Below are 13303 nucleotides of genomic sequence, written 5' to 3'. Positions count from 1 at the left end.
GCGCCACCGTCTGAAGGGCGATGGCGGACGCCCCTGTCGGAGGGCCCTGCCAGCTGAGGCCGAGAACGAAAACAGTTGCTCGACCCCGGACCAGCGAGGCGCTGGACCCAGGGTTGAAAAACTGCGCGGTGCGCAGTTTTTCAAACAGGCCGACGAAGGAGCCGGGGTGCCAGCCGAACCAGCAGCGCGGCTGTCTTGGTTGGCAACGCCGTCGCTGGTCTTGACCCGGGCCTGTTCGATGAACTGCGCATCGCGCAGTTCATCGAGCTTGGGTCCAGCCCCTGGCTGGTCCGGGTCCAGGGGCGGACAGCCCCTGGTCGGGGTCCGGGGTGAAACCCCGGCGAGGCGCTGGGCCCCCTCAAAAGCCCATGTTCGTCGCGGCTTCCTGGTTCGAGCGGACGGCCTTGCGGCCCTGGCGGGACTCGGTGGTGCCGATCGGGGCTGCTGCGGGGGGCGGCGTGGCGAAGGGGCCTGCGGGATCTGGGGCGGCGGCGGCGACGGGGGCTTGGGCGAAGCCGGATTGTGCTTGTTGCACGACGGCGAGCTGGCGGTCGAAGTCGGAGGCGACGTCGGCGGCGCGGGCGGCGGGGGCGTCGGTCTTGGCTTTTGCGGCGGAGTCGCGCAGGGCTTGCTCGCGGCTCTCGATGCGGCGGCGGGCTTCGGCGACCTTGCCTTGCTCGAACAGGCGGTTTGCCTCTTCGAGTGCGGAGGCGGTCTCGCTGCGGTTCACGCGGCCGGCGACGACGGCGTCGAGAGCGCTCGCGTCCGTTTCGACCACCTCGACGCCGAGCTTGCCGCTGCAGCGGCCGTCCTCGTTCTTGACGAGATCCTTGTAGCGCATGTCGACGGACGCGACGGCGAGCTCGCCCTTCGCGTTCGAGGGGACGCGCAGCTTGATGAGCACGGTCTTCACGTCGCCGCCGCTGAAGGTGCCGAGCGGGACGGTGACGCGGTTGCCGCTGCGCCGGAAGGAGCGGTCGAAGACGCGATCGAGCTCCACGCCGGGGGCGAGATCGATGTCGACCTCGGCGCCGCTCGCGACGGCTTGCGTGAGGGCCTCGGCTTCGCCTTCGAAGACGCGGGCGAGCGCGGCGTCGTTTTCCACGAAATAGTGCCGGCCGTTGGATTCGACGGCGAGCGCGGAGAGGATTTTTTCGTTGTAATCGACGTCCACGCCGACCGTGGAGATGCCGATGGCGCGGTCGCGGGCGCGCTGCGCGAGGCTGCGGAAGCCGGGGACGTCCTTCAGGCCGTGGTTTGCGTCGCCGTCGCTGAGGACGATCATGCGGCTGATGCGGCCGTCGCTCGCGCGGTTCATCTCGGCCATCGCGGTCTCGATGCCGCAGGAGATGCAGGTGTCGCCGCCGAGCGTGATGCCGGAGATCGACGAGACGACCGAGCTGCGGGTCGAGGGGCCGATGACGACGGCGGGGACGACGACCTCGGTGCGGGTGTCGAACGTGACGACCGAGACCATGTCGCCGTCGTGGAGACGCTCGACGGCGCCGATCGCGGCGTTGATGGCGTTGCGGAGGCGGGTGCCTTTCATCGAGCCGGAGCGGTCGATGACGATGGAGAGGTTCACCTGGGGCGCGGCTTGCGCGCGATCGCCTGCGTTCGCGCGGGCTTCGAGCATAAGGAACGTCTCGCCGCGGGCATTCTCGAGGATCTTCGGGTGACCCATGCGCCCGTCGATCATCACGGTCGAGCCTGCGGTGAAGTGGGCGATTTCGACCTGGTTCGTCGCGTCGATGGCCTTCTCGGTCGTGGCGTTTTCTTCGGTCACCTCGGCGCCGATGGTGGGCTCGGGCGAGGACGGCAGGCCGCCGGGGGGGGTGAACGAGTAGACGGAAAAGCTCGTGAGCAGCATGCCTGCGAAGGCGAGGACGGCGACGCGGGACGATTTCATGGCTCTCTCCGGGTATCGAGCATCGGCGCCTGCAACAACGGTGCTCGCGGGGACGAGCTTACGGTGCAGCGGTGGGTCCTTGGACGAAGATCGAGGGGGAACGATCTGGTCCAAGGTGCGCTTCTGCGGCCACCCGGACCCCGCAGGCCTTCAGGGTGTCCCAGGGGGGGATGGATCCGATGAGGACGAAGACGGCGTCGTAGGGGACGCGCTCGTCGCGGCCGCGGGCGCGGAGGGTCGCGGCGTCCGGGTCGAGGGCGGCGATCGCGGTCTCGAAGCGCAGGCTCAGACGGCCGGCGGCGTGCATGCGCTTGACCTCGTCGATGTTGCGCGACTTGCCGCGCGTGAAGGTGGAGCCGCGGTGGAGGACGGTGACCGTGGTGCCGGGCTGGCGGGCGAGGGCGACGGCGATCTCCATGGCGACGTCGCCGAGGCCGACGACGAGGATCCGTTTGCCTTCGAAGCTTCGGGCGTCGGCGAGGTGGTAGTGCACGCGGGCCTCGACCTCGGGCGAGAGCTCGATGGGGAGCCGGCGGGGTGTGCCGCGCTGGCCGATGGCCAAGAGGACGCGGCGGGCGAGGATGTCCCGCGGCGGCCCGCCTTCGCGGGGGGTTTGGGGGGGAAGCTCCGCTCGCGGAGCGGACCCCCCAAGCGTTGACTCGGTGCCGACACGGAAGAGCTTGCCGTCGGCCTCGCGGGAGACGGCCGTCATGCGCGTGTCCTGCCGGATCGGGAGGTCTTCCTTGCGGATGATGCGCATCCAGTGGGAGAGGAGCTCTTCCTTGGTGGATTCCTTCAGCCAGAGCTTGCCCGTGAGGGGGAGGTCGAGGGGCTGATCGAAGACGAGCTTGCCGCGGGGGAAGCTGCGGATGCTCTGCGCGACCGAGCCTTGCTCGATGACCTCGAACGAGAGGCCGAGCTCCTTCGCGCGGAGGGCCGCGCTGATGCCCGCGGGGCCCGCGCCCACGATGACGAGGTCCTTCGGGCGCTCGCCTCCGCCCGTCCAGGCGCCTTCTGCTGCGAGGCCCGCGGCGATCTTCTCGACGGCGTGGGCGCCGTGGAGGATCGCGTTTTTGATGAGCGGCAGGCCCGTCACGTCGCCGGCGAGGAAGAGGCCGGGGGTGTCCTGGCTTTGGAGGGCGTCGTCGATGCGCGGGCGGTCGCCGATGGTGTCGCCGTCGGTGATGCGGAGCGAGCCGTTCGGGCAACGTTGCTCGCAGAGCGTGAGGCCGCAGCAGGCCTCGGGGCGCACGACGACGGCGACGTACTTCTGGACCTCGAGCACGTCGTAGGGGCAAGCGTCGACGCAGGCGTAGCAGCCGAGGCAGGTCTGGGTGTCGATCTGCGGGAGGCGGACGCGGGTCTGGGGCTTGAGGAGCGCCTCGGCGGCCTGGGGCTTGTCCTGGGCCTTGCGGCGGCGCGCGCGGAGGGCGCCCGAGCCGCGAACGAGGCCGAGCGTGAGGGCAAACGCGAGCGTGCCGGTGCCGAGCCAGAGCCACGCGAGCGCGCTCGTCGCGGGGCGATCGAGCTTGGGGACGGCGAGGGCGACGTCCCGCGCGGCATCCCAGGCGACGTGCCTGTCCTCGCCGTGCTGGGCGGCGCAGACACCGCCGGAACGAGGCCCACCGCCCGAGCGCGCGGGGGGCGTGGGGGGCAGAGGAAGGACCGCATCGCGGTCCGACCGGAGCCCCCCACCGTAAAAATGTTCATCGAAGCAGAGGGACGGCTTGTCGGGGCCGAGTTTTTCCGTGCCCGGGGCGAAGCAGCGGGAGATGGGGTCCCGCGGGGAGCGCGGGTCGTGGCAGCCCTTGCAGCTCGCGGCCGTGACGATGGGGACCGTGGCTTGGATGTGCGCGGGCGGCGCGTCGTCGAGGACACGCTCGACGCCGGGGGCGAAGCGGATCGGAGGCTCGCCGGGGACGAAGGCGACGCCCTGATCGGCCTGGTGGATGGGATGGCAGGTCGAGCAGCGCATGGCGCCGGATTTGAAGAGGCGCTCGTGCGGGCGGCGGCGCGGCGCGTGGGCGCCGTGGCAGTTGGCGCAGGCTTCGTCAGGGCGTTTTTCGGCCGCGGCGGTGCCGTGGCAGCTCGCGCAGGTGACGCTCTCGGCGCGCGCATGCGGGCGCGAGAGCGGTCCGGGCGAGGCGTGGCCGCCGGGGGGCGGGACGAGGAAGGCCGAGAGGCCCGCGGCGGCGGCGGCGACGACCGTGGCGGTGAGGACGCCGCGGAAGCGGGTGACGTCGGAGGTCTTTTCGGCCCGCTTGGCGGCGCGGCCGCGGGCGAGCTCGCGCGGGACGGCGGCACGATCCCGGGCGTCCCCGAGGGGCGACGCGTAGAGCGTGGGCAGCGCGGCGGGAGGTTTGCCAGCGGATGGTTCGTCCCTGCGATCACGATCGGCCATCGAAGGATCGCCTCCCCTCACCGCTTCATCACGGCCGCCACGTGCACCACGAGCAGCGCCATCGCCATGCCGAACGTCAGGATGTGGAGCGGCAGTCCCACGCGGAGCAGCCGAAGGAGGAGCCTCTGCGCCGGCAGCGCGCGGAGCTCCACGACGATCCGCACGAGCCCGTCGAGCCCCGCGAGCCGCTCCTTGCCACGCCCTTCGAGGACCCGCTCGATCCGGGCCCGCAAGACCTCTTCCTCCTGCCGCAGCGTCCTACCGGACGCGAGCAGGAGGAGCGGCCCCACGGAGCTCATCGCGAAGGGCACGAGGATCTTGTCGAAGATCTTTTTCACGAGATCACTCTTGCCGCTCACCTCGCGATACAGCCTGTCGACGAGGTCCCTGCGCGCGGCGGCGAAGTCCTCGGGCAGCGCGGCCGAGCGCTCGATGCGGGCCATGCGGCGCGGGAGGAAGGCGTACGCGAGCGCCGAGAAGCCGCCCACGAGCGCGCTCGCGAGGAAGACGAGCCGGAGCGCGCCGCCCGCCGTGGACGGGGCGATCGGGGACATCGGCGCGTGCGCGAGGACGAGGCCCGTCGTGACGAGGCCAAGCGCGAGGTGAACCGCGAGCTGCGGGCGAACGCGGGACGCGACGGGTGTGCGCGGCTCGGTCGCTTCGTCGCCCGCGCGCTTGCGCATCCACAGGCGCACGAGGCGCTTCGGCACGGCGTAGAGGACGAGCAGGACGAACCCCGCGGCCGCGAGGAGGCCCGCCGCGCCGCCGAGGCCCGCGTCCGCCCGCCAGAGCCCTCGCGCGTGCATGAGCATGCCGACCACGCCGACGGCCGCGCCCGCGATCGCGCCGCCCGCGACGAGGCCGGCCGCGCTCGCGCCTTGCTTTTGCACCTCGGCGCGGGCCGTGGATCCACCGAGGACGAGGTCACGCACGTCGGCGAGCTCCTCGCTCGGGTTCATGCGGAAGATCGAGCCGGTCGGACACACCTGCACGCAGGCGGGGCCCTCGTAGCCGCGGCAGAGGTCGCATTTCACGGCGACGTCGGGGTAGGCGCCGCCCGCGGGGCGCGGCGTCGCGGCCGGGCGGACGGCCATCTGGATGTTGTCCCAGGGGCAGGCCTTGGCGCACGCGCCGCAGCCCGTGCAGAGCGCCTCGCGGATGAAGACCTCGCCGTCGGGCTCGCGGCCGATCGCGCCCGTGGGGCAGTCGATCATGCAGCTCGGGTTCGCGCAGTGCTGGCACGAGTTCGGCAGGAGCAAGCTGCGCGGCGCCTCGGATCGCGCCTCGACGCGCGCGACCATCTTGTCGCCGCGCCGCACGATCCGCGCTTCTCCATGCATCTCCGCGCATCCCCACGCGCAATGCCCGCAACGCACGCAGGTCTCGAGGTCGATGACGAGCAGCGATCGCGCGACCTTGAGCCGGTAGAGATCACGGAAGGCGTGCTGCGTGGCGTTCTCCGCGGAGCGGCCGATCACGGCGCGCTGGGATGCCTGCTGATCGAGCGCGATGCGCCGGAGCGCGCCGAAGAGATCCGGATGGCGCACCGTGATGCCGCGGAACGTACGCGCGTCGACGGCGATGAGCAGCGACGGGCCGCTCGCGACGGCGCTGGAGAGGCGCGGCGTGCCGGCTTCGATCTCCGCGTCGCCGAAGAAATCGCCGCGGCCGAGGTAGGCGCGGACGCGCAGGCGCTCGCCGTCGTCGGTCTGGATCTGGATCATCCCGTCCGCGACAAGGAAGAGGTCCGTCGAGGGATCCCCTTCGCGGTAGACGGGCTGCCCGCGCTCGAAGCGCTGGTAACGGGCCGCGTCGAGCAGGACGTCGACGTCCTCGGGTTCGAGGGCGCGGGCGAAGGCCATCGTGTGGAGCAAGTCGCGCGTGGCGGCGCGGCGCAGGATGCGCTCGAGCCGCTCGGCGACCTCGGCCTTGCCGCTGCGCGCCGCCGCGCGCTGGAAGACGTGCGCCGGCACCTCGCAGAGCCGCGACGACGCGCGCGCCGTGGCCGTCGCGCTGCGCGCCCCGAACGCCGTCGCCTCCTCGCCGAACGAGGCGCCCTTGCCCGCCACGCGCAGCTCGCTCTCGTGATCCTCGCCGCGACGCACGGCCGAGAGCGCGACGATTCCCTCGGCGACCACGTAAAACGCGGGCGCCGCCGCTCCTGCGCGATAAACGACCTCGCCCTCGGCCACCGAGAGCATGCGCCCCGCGTCCTCGATCTCGCGGCGCGCGCGCGCGTCGAGGCCCCGAAACACCGGCGCCTCCCACACCGCCGCCGGCCACGCCGCGCGCTCTCCCGAGGTCGCGGGCGAACCCGAGGTCACGGCACCTCCACGTCGACACGCGCGAGCTCGACGATCTCCAGCCGGCGCAGCATGTCCTCGGTCACGTTCGGCCCGTTCGGGCGCAGGCCGCGCCGCGCTTGCTCGCGCTCGTACCCGGCGAAGGCCCGGATCAAGAAGGGCGGGAAGGCGCGGAAGAGCAGGCGCGCCTCGACGCGGAAGGGGCCCCGGCGCGCGCCGGCGTCGAGGTCGTACGTGAAGCGGATCGGCACGTTCGGCGGGAGCGATCGTGTGTCGACGATGGCGTCGGGCCCGCGCACCTGGCCCCGCGACGCGTCGAGCGCGCCGACGGGGAAGTAGGTTTCGAAGAGCGCGTGATCGAGCGAGAGGTTCGAGCGGCACTCGCCCGTGTCGATGTCGTAGTCGCCGTCGTCGAAGCGATCGGCGCGGAGGAACCCTTGCCCCGGGCCAGGCTCGCAGCGCCCGTCGGGGCCGATCACGCCGATGCAGCGGACGCAGCGCAAGAAGCCATTCTGGAAGTTGACGAGGCCCTTGCCGCGGAACGAGGTGCCGCCGCGCTCGGGCGGAGGAGACCAGCGCGGGACGTCGGGGCCGTCGCGCACGTCGGCGCCGAAGAGGCCGAGCGGGCGGCCGCGCTCGTCGAGCGACGAGGGGTTCGTGTTCACGCGGATGAAGGTTTTGTCGTGGAGATCCTCGTCGGGCCGGCCCACGCGGCCGACCTCGTAGACGACGCCGCCGTCGCGATCCCGCACGACGAGGTGCACCCAGAACTCGCGCTCCTGGCTGAAGCCGGCCGGGACGCGGTGCCCTGCGCCCACGTTCTCGACGACGATCGGGACCTCGATCCCCGCGCCGCCCCGGCGGGCGCCGTCGATCTCGAAGCGGAAGGTGTGGCGCAGGAGGAGGTCGCGGCGGCGGCGCGCGCCGAGCGGGATGCCGTGGGCGTCGATCGTGGTCTCGTCGACGAGCGAATTGGGGAACTCGTCGGAGAGCGGGAGATCAACGCCGGAGAAGTAATGCGTGCTGACGTTCGTGGCCTTGGGCGAGTTGTCGGCCGAGCGCCCCGTGGGGAACACGCCGGGCGCGCGCGCGACGAAATGGGAGCCGGGCGGGCATTCGGGCTCGACCTCGCCGCTCGCGGGGGGCCGGGGGGTTTGGGGGGCAGAGCGCAGCCTCGGCTGCGCGAGCCCCCCATCGTCATCAGCCTCGCAGACGCCGGGGTACGTGCTCATGTGGCAGTCCTGGCAAGTCGCGGGTGTTTTCCCGCGCCGCTCTTCGTCGCGGGCCCAGGCGGCCCACTCAGAGTAGGCATTGCGCAGGCGCTTGAAATGCTCGCCCTTTTGCACGCCGAGGACGTCGCTGCCGAAGAGGCGCACGTCGTGGCAGCTCCCGCAAAACTCGCTCGTGCGGAGGTAGGCGTTTGCGCTTTCGCTCGGGCGGCGGTGGACGAGGGGATCGACGTTGTCGGGTGATCCGGTCGAGGCAGAGGCGATGGGGCGCGGCGCGCGCGAATTTTCGAGGAAAAGCTCTTCGTTCCGAAGATCGTAGCCGCTGTTCGCGATTCCGAACAGGCCACGATTGTCCTCGGGTCTGGCCGGAAACACGGCGCCCGTGACGAACGAGGTCCAGGTGGGGTTTCCCTCGTAGCCGCCGCGTCCGCCGCCGCGCCCGCCGACGGGGCCGTGCACGGTGTGACAGAAGACGCAGGAAATGCCCTCGATGCCCTGCGCGCCGAGCAGATCACGCACGGGCTTGCGGGTCGTCGGATCACCGCCGGCGCGGCCGTCCCAGGCCGGCAAGGGGCGCTCGATCTTCTCGGCGGGGCTGTGGCAATTGACGCACCAGTGCTCGCCGCCCGAGCCGGTCACGGGCACACCACTCTGGCGATTGCGGCAGGCGGTCGAGGCATTGACGCGGCGGAGGATGCCGGCGCCGTTCGGGCAATCCTCGTCGCGGCCGACCTGCTCCTCGATGAGGCTCTCCAGGCCATTGAAGAGCGGGCTCTTCACCGAGTGCGCCATCACCGAGCGGCGCCACTCCGCAGCCTGGCGCGGATGGCACGAGGCGCAGGCCTCACTCGTGGTGCCGACGGAGGTGATGGGCGTGAGAGGCGCGATCTCCTGCTTGGGCGCTTCCGCAGGCGCAGGCGCGAGGCGCGAGAACGCGAACGCCGCGACGAGCAGGCCCGCGCCGATCGGCAGGCCCGCGGAGATCCAGGCGCTCTTCGCGGGGCTCGGTTTTCCCGCAACGGCAACACGTTGCGCCGGGGCCGGTCGTTCGGCGGGGCCCCCCGGGGGGTCGTCCGCCGTTCGCGCGCGGGTCTCCGCGGGCTTGCGGTCGCGCGTGGGCCGCGGAGCCGCGGCGGAGGCGCTCTCGCCACGAAGGAAACGCCCGAGCTCCTGCGTGACGGTCACGGCACGATCGGGGCGCCTCGCCGGCTCCGGATCGAGGAGCCGCAAGCAAAGGCTCTGCAGGCCCGTCGGGAGCGCGCGCGCCACGGCGTCCACGAACGGAGGCGCCTCGCGTTGCGCGGCCTCGTCGAGCGCGTGACGCAAGCCCGCGCCAGCAAACGGGTGTTCGCCCGCGAGCAGCCGGTAGAGCAAGAGCCCGAGCACGTACCGATTCGCGGCGCTGTCCCACACGGCCCCCGCGGCCTGCTCGGGCGGCGTCCAGCGCGGCGAGATCTCCGCCGTTCCGCCGCGGGATCCGCCCTCCTGCGCGCCCAGGATCGCGCCCACGAGCCGCGGCGCCGCGACGACCACGGCGCCCTCGTCGTCCACGTACACGCCTTCGAGCGAGAGCGGCCCCGGAAAGAGGCTCGCCTTCTCGCACGCGGCGAGCCCCTCGGCGACCGCGAGCGTGATGCCGAGCGCCTCGCGCCACGGCCAGGGCCCCTTCCGCTCGCGCAGGAGCTCCGCGAGGCTCGTCCCGAGCTTCCGGCGCACGATCCACACGCCCTCGTCGTCCACGCCGCCGAGCGTGAAGCCCCCGATGGAAGCCTCGCCAAACCCGAGCAACCTTCGCGCCGCAGCCTCGTCCGAGCTGGGCAGGCGGAAGAGCTCGCGCCCGCCCTCGCAGGCGAAGCGCGACGCACGCCCGAGCGGCGGCAACGGCGCGCCGGCCGCGATCCCGCTCGCCTCGGGGCGCGCACGTTTCATCATCGCCCCCGCACCTTCCCCGTCGCCGTGTTCTTCGTGGTGGCCGTGGCCGTCGCCGTCGCCGTGGGCGCGCCCGTGGAGGCCGGATCCTCCGCGGCTTGTGTCGATCGCACGAGGTACGCGCCGAGGCCCGCGAGCAGCGAGAGCCCCACGATGATGCCGACCGCGACCTTCATCGGCACCTCGCGCCCTTGATCCACCTGATCGACGAGCGCGATCGTGTCCTTGCGCGCGCCCGCGCCCGCGTTCTCGCGCCGCGGGGCCTTCGCCTCGTCGCCTTGCCGATCCGATCGCGGATCACTCGATCGCGCCGCGGGTTTGCCCTCGTCGGAAGGCGCGGGCCCCTCGGGGATCGTGCGGGGCGTGGGGGATTTCTGGTGCGGCGTGGTCGCGCCGTGGGAGCTCATGCGGCCGGGGCTCGTGCGCGCGGGCACGGGCGCCGCGACCTGGAAGGGTTCGAGCCTATCGACCACGTCCTGCGCGAAATAAGGCCGGTCCTCCGGCGCTTTTTCGAGGAGCTGGAAGACGAGCTGCTCGACGCCCTTCGGCAAGCCGCTCCGCACGTCTGCTTCGAGCGGCGGCGGCTCGGCCGTACACTGGAGGTTCAAGAGCTGCCGCGGCGAGGCCGACGAGAACGGCGGTTTGCCCGCGAGCAGCTCGTAGAAGACGAGCCCGAGCGCGTAGAGGTCGGCGCGATGATCGATGGTGCGCGCGTCGATCTGCTCGGGGCTCATGTACTGGAGCGTGCCCACGCTCTGCGTGTTCGTCTGGTTCATCGCCTGCAGCATCTTGGCGATGCCGAAGTCCATGACCTTCACCGTGCCGTCGGTCAGGATCATGATGTTCTCCGGCTTGAGATCGCGGTGGATGATCGGCGGCTCCTGCCCGTGCGCGGCGGAGAGCGCCGAGGCCACGGCCGCGACGATGCGGATCGCCTCGGCCCAGGGCAGCCGCCCTTCCTCGCCGAGCGCCGTGCGCAACGTGCGGCCGTCGAGGAACTCGAGCACCATCGCGAGCTGGCCGTTCGCCTCGATGCTGGCCAGGCTCCGCACCACGTTCGGGTGCTCGAGGTGCGCGAGGATCTGCATCTCGTTCACGAAGAGCTTGCGGCCCGTCTCACTCCTCGCGAGCTCGGGGTGCAGGACCTTGAGGGCCACGCGCCGCTTCGACAGGCGCTCCTCGCCCTCGTAGACCTTGCCCATCCCCCCCTCGCCGACCAGGCGCCGGACGAGGTAATCACCGAGCTGCTCCATCACGCGTCTCCGATCCGCCGGACTTACCTACGGATGACCCCCCCCGAGGACTTACAGGACGTGCGCATCTCCCCGGGATGGTGTAGCCATGGGCCAGGGGCCCCCTTCGACGTCTATCATGGTTTCCCGGTACGCCACCCTCCTCGTCCTCTCGCTCGCCGCCTGCTCCAAGAGCCCCGCCGAGCCCGACCCGCCCCCGTCCGCGGGGCCGCAGACGGCGACCGTCGCCCCCCTCGCGTGGGCCACGCCCGCGGCCTGGACGGTGCAGGATCCGCCCAAGAACGGGCCGAAGAAGGCCGCCTACAAAACGACGAAGGCCGGCGACGACAAGGAGGAGGCCGACATCGAGGTCTTCTTCTTCGGCACGGGCGCCGCGGGCGACCCGGAGAAGCGGTTCAAGGAGTGGTTCGGCCAGTTCGACGGGGATGTGGGGGCGCAGGCCAAGCGGGAGAGCTTCGACGTGGGCGCGCTCAAGGTCGAGACGGTCGAGGTGGCGGGGACCTACAAGATCGCGCTCGGACCGCCGGTGGGCCCGAAGAAGCGCGCGGCGATGCAGATGGTGAAGGAAAACTTCCGGCTCGTCGGCGCGGCCGTGAAGACCCCGGATCGGGGCACCTGGTTCTTCAAGATGTCCGGCCCGAGCGACAGCGTGCAGGCCGCGCGCGACGCGTTCCGGACGATGTTGCAATCGGCGAAGTGACTCAGGGCGGCGGCGGGCCGCCCGGTTTGTCGTGGTCCCACGGGAACGCGTACGTCACGCACGGGGCCGAGAAGAGCCGGAGATCACCGTCCGCGCCGACCTCCTGCGCCGACGAGATCACGGACTCGAAGGCCACGTTCCCCTCGGCGAACCCGAGCAGCTCGCACATCTCCTGGTCGCCGAACCCCCAGCTCACGGTCTCGTCGCGGGGGTTGTCGTATTCGCAGCCGAAGCGGTAGCCCTCCGCGCCCGTCATGTCGATCGGCTTCTCGTAGACGCGGCCGTGCGCTTCCCCGTTGTAGGCTGAGAGCTCGAGGATCGTCTCGCCGTCGCGCGGGCCGCCGAGGATCTCCAGGAAGAACCGCTTCGCCATCGCGTGGGTGTGCGGCAGGATGTAATACACTTTCTGATCGAACGTATTGCCCGAGGCCGCGAACGGGCCCTCCAGCGCGCATTCCCCGTAGAAGCGCGATTTCGCGTGCGGCGGGATGGCGAGGCCGTGGTAGTCGAGGTGGAACGGGGTGAGCTTGTGCTTCACCTCCTCCTTCGGCACGCCGTAGAGCGTGAGCGTGAGCGTGCCCGTGACGGGCGCCTGGGAGGTGTTGAGCAGGTGGACGTCGCCGATGATGCGTGAATACGGCGGGATGCGGACCGCCACGCCGTCCGGGAATTTCTGCACCTCACGCTCGGTCTGCGTCGATTGCGCGTAGATGACGCCGCCCACGAGCGCGGCCGCGACCTGATCGTACTCCCGCTCCGCGCATTTCCAGACGCCGTCGGGGCCGTCGAACTTGTCCGAAGGGACGAACGTCCAGTTGGAATGGTGCGAGGACTCGTTCTGCCGAAGCTCGACGGCGTTGACCCAGATCTCGGTCGCGTTGTTGAGAGTCACGCTCTGGCAGAGCCCTTTGATCTCCTGGCCCGCTTCCACGGTGAACTCGGCGAAGGTATGCGCGAGCGGCGTCCCGGTGAGCTTTTCGCAGGTCCCCGCGGACGCAGCATGCTGGCCGCTCGGACACCCCTCGCAACGCGCGCCGGCCCCGTCCTCGACGCAGATCTTTTGATCGACCGCGCAACCGAGCGCGACACAAGCCGCGCTCGGCCCGACGTCCTGGCTCCCCGGGCTCGCGTCCCCTCCCCCGCACGCAGCGAGGACGAAGGGCGCGAGGCCGAGCAAGATCGATGAGAATGATCGGCTTTTCATGAGCTCTCCTCCAAGCCTTCGAGTGTAGGCCAGGCCGAGCTCCGTCAATTGGGCAATCCCGCGCCGAGGCGGAAGTAAATCGACCGCCGCGCGCCGCACGCCGGACAGACGACACGCGCGATGCGGAGCCGCGACGTCCCGACCGTCTCCGCGAGGTGTTCGTCGACGCGCACCTCGCCGCTGCAACGCGCGCAAGGCATCCCGCGCGCCGCGACCTCGACCTCGGAGGCGCTCGTGATCACGATCGGCCGCTCGGGCGAGCCGCCCGGTTCGAGCGAGGCGAGGCGCTCACGATCCCGCGCGAGCTTGACCGCGTCGCGCTCGGCTTCCCGGCGCTGCGCGCGGGCCGAGAGAGGCTTTTTCTTGCCGGTCATG

Annotated in this window: 8 protein-coding genes; 1 reads left to right on the top strand and 7 read right to left on the bottom strand. The window is 71.4% G+C overall.

Annotated elements, in window-relative coordinates; translation table 11 throughout:
• Positions 1–358: 358 nt before the first annotated feature.
• From QHF89_RS14105 to QHF89_RS14085, 5 genes are read right to left on the bottom strand one after another with little or no spacing between them, the layout of a single operon-like run.
• Positions 359–1909 carry a vWA domain-containing protein gene (locus QHF89_RS14105; protein ID WP_136969707.1) on the bottom strand — a complete coding sequence of 517 codons (1551 nt, stop codon included), beginning with the start codon at positions 1907–1909 and terminating at the stop codon, positions 359–361.
• A 58-nt stretch (positions 1910–1967) separates the two neighbouring features.
• Entirely contained in the window at positions 1968–4310 is a 2343-nt protein-coding gene (locus QHF89_RS14100) for an NAD(P)-binding domain-containing protein (protein WP_136969706.1), read from the bottom strand.
• 17 nt (positions 4311–4327) lie between these two features.
• Positions 4328–6634 carry a cyclic nucleotide-binding domain-containing protein gene (locus tag QHF89_RS14095; RefSeq protein WP_284720460.1) on the bottom strand — a complete coding sequence of 769 codons (2307 nt, stop codon included), beginning with the start codon at positions 6632–6634 and terminating at the stop codon, positions 4328–4330.
• Complete coding sequence (locus QHF89_RS14090; protein ID WP_136969705.1) at positions 6631–9774, bottom strand: protein kinase; 3144 nt, start codon at positions 9772–9774, stop codon at positions 6631–6633. Before QHF89_RS14090 ends, QHF89_RS14095 begins: the two co-directional genes overlap by 4 nt.
• On the bottom strand, positions 9771–11024 hold the full coding sequence (locus QHF89_RS14085; protein WP_136969704.1) for a serine/threonine protein kinase: 1254 nt from the start codon (positions 11022–11024) through the stop codon (positions 9771–9773). Before QHF89_RS14085 ends, QHF89_RS14090 begins: the two co-directional genes overlap by 4 nt.
• Before the next feature lie 118 nt (positions 11025–11142).
• Here QHF89_RS14085 and QHF89_RS14080 point away from each other — a divergent pair, with 118 nt between their 5' ends.
• On the top strand, positions 11143–11724 hold the full coding sequence (locus QHF89_RS14080) for a hypothetical protein (protein ID WP_136933244.1): 582 nt from the start codon (positions 11143–11145) through the stop codon (positions 11722–11724).
• A 1-nt stretch (position 11725) separates the two neighbouring features.
• Here QHF89_RS14080 and QHF89_RS14075 read toward each other — a convergent pair whose 3' ends face one another.
• Together QHF89_RS14075 and QHF89_RS14070 are read right to left on the bottom strand one after the other, a co-directional pair.
• Positions 11726–12928 carry a hypothetical protein gene (locus tag QHF89_RS14075; RefSeq protein WP_136969703.1) on the bottom strand — a complete coding sequence of 401 codons (1203 nt, stop codon included), beginning with the start codon at positions 12926–12928 and terminating at the stop codon, positions 11726–11728.
• 44 nt (positions 12929–12972) lie between these two features.
• A complete protein-coding gene (locus tag QHF89_RS14070; RefSeq protein ID WP_136969702.1) occupies positions 12973–13302 on the bottom strand; it encodes a hypothetical protein in 330 nt (109 codons plus the stop codon).
• Position 13303: the final 1 nt, after the last annotated feature.

Source organism: Polyangium sorediatum (assembly GCF_029946465.1).
Classification (GTDB): Bacteria; Myxococcota_A; Polyangia; order Polyangiales; family Polyangiaceae; genus Polyangium; species Polyangium fumosum.
Note: the sequence above shows the minus strand (reverse complement) of the source record. Positions and strands in the feature narration are given on the sequence as shown.